Below are 1,806 nucleotides of genomic sequence, written 5' to 3'. Positions count from 1 at the left end.
CAGATGCATGAGGACCTCCGTGACGTTTCGTGTATCGAAGGTCTAGGTTCGACAAGCTAACCCTTGGTTATTTTCCGTGTGGCAAAGACTGAATCTAAGGTTGTGGTAAACGACATGCGAAGCCAGGCCTGTGATATCCCGCCCACGGACCGGGATTATTTCGCGTTTGCCGCCCAGCAGGTTTTGTTCGTGCGTCTTTCTGGCGGCGTTCAAGATACGTTAAAATCCCGCGATTGGTCAGCGCATGGTCAACGGGTGGGGTCAACAATTTCTCAATCCATAGGATCGACGAGATCAAGAATTTCACCTCGGAAACTGCAGCAGCGGAGATGATCGTCGTACTCGGCTTACGACTTCTGTCGGGGCACTCTCGTCGGAGAACTGCGCGAGGGGTCACCTCAAGGTGTCACAAAATGGCAACACCGAGTATCGAGCACTTTGTCAACTGATCTGATCAACCTCCGGAGTCTGCAGAGAAATCTTCAATCACTAGAATTTGACTTAATTTCTATCGTAAAAACAAAATGATAAATCCATGAGCTGATATTCCACATGCGGATTGACCGAGCTCTGGAGACGTGTAGGTTGGCGCAACTTCGGAGGAAGTACCGCAGGCTTAGGTTGGTAGCTGAGCGGAATTTACAACTCCCAAGTCGAGCGACGCGGCCCAGACAACAACCTGTCCCCGCAAGTGCTGAAGACCTGGAAGCTTCAGCGGCGTGCTGCCTGGTTTGGGATCACCAGGGAGAGTTTTCTCCACGCAACGCTCGCGAAAGGTGATCCCGATGAACAGCCCTCCATAAATTTCTGCGCCTTGACCGTTCGAACGGCAGCTCGCTGTCGCAATCTGCGTTTCGCACCTGACGTGCGATGCGGATCGCGATGAATGCCGCGGCACCGATCGGTCTTCCATGTTCCGTTTGCTTGACGGGGTGAGCGTACGCCTCCCTGAGGGAATCTGCACGGCCGTCGCCATAGTCGTCGGCAAGATTTGAAAGGAGAACGCAAATGTCTGATGGGTATTCGGAAATTTGCAATTTGGCAGACCTGCTCGACGACAAAAAACGCGAGCGGCTTCTGTCGGTGGCAGGCACGGCTTTCGACGCCGTCGAAGAATTCTTTGGTGCGCTTCGCGAGATGACTCGCTCGCCTGGAACGTTTGCAAAGCCCTGCCTCGCCATCACCCCGTCGCTTGTCAGCCTGGACGACTATGCGCGGCTCTACGAACAAGCACCCGCGCACGGCTTTCACAAACTCTTGGTGGTCGAAGGATTCGAGGGCATCGAAGTGGGCGAAATCGCCACCCTGATCCTTGCGGCCGAGAAGAGCGCGTTCCCTGCCCTGCTCGGCGTTGCGCTAGCGACGCGCGCTGTCGCTGACCTCGGCGACGACAACGGACGCTTGGTCAACTTCTACCAGAAGACGGCCGCGTTTCTCGATTGCCTCGATCGCCCGAACCGTTTGGAGCACTAACATGACTAGCCCCTATCAGCTTCTCACCACAACAATGGTTTAGCTCGCATCTCACCCGGAGGTGAAAGCCATCCTCACGTTTGCCAACGAGGTTATCTCCCGCTTCAAGAGCGATCTGAAGAAAACCGCTGTGAAGGCGGACGTATTCGAGAACGCATTTCTCCTCATGTCGTCCGACAAGCTGACGCTCGGGGACCCACCGCACGTTTATGGGCAGCACACGCGCGGCGTTAAGAACCGAGAAATTGGCCGCTTCCTTTGCTTTGAGTGCAAGCTCACCGCGCAAAGCGATGTCGAATTGTTCAGCCAGCCTGCTGACGATGACCTTCAAAC

General features: G+C 55.0%; 2 protein-coding genes. Both read left to right on the top strand.

The window, feature by feature from the left end; translation table 11 throughout:
* Positions 1-1,008: 1,008 nt before the first annotated feature.
* Positions 1,009-1,473: a hypothetical protein gene (locus A7X77_RS31395; protein ID WP_064686665.1), complete on the top strand. Its 465-nt coding sequence runs from the start codon at positions 1,009-1,011 to the stop codon at positions 1,471-1,473.
* Between the two features lie 61 nt (positions 1,474-1,534).
* The coding region (locus A7X77_RS31390; protein WP_156668201.1) for a hypothetical protein at positions 1,535-1,806 on the top strand (272 nt) is incomplete at its 3' end.

Source organism: Rhizobium bangladeshense (genome assembly GCF_001662075.1).
Classification (GTDB): Bacteria; Pseudomonadota; Alphaproteobacteria; order Rhizobiales; family Rhizobiaceae; genus Rhizobium; species Rhizobium bangladeshense_B.
This window is presented reverse-complemented; position numbering and strand designations above follow the sequence as displayed.

Excerpts from the sequence above, each read along its gene's own strand:
- A7X77_RS31395 (WP_064686665.1), top strand. The coding sequence starts at position 1,009 with ATGTCTGATGGGTATTCGGAAATTTGCAATTTGGCAGACCTGCTCGAC.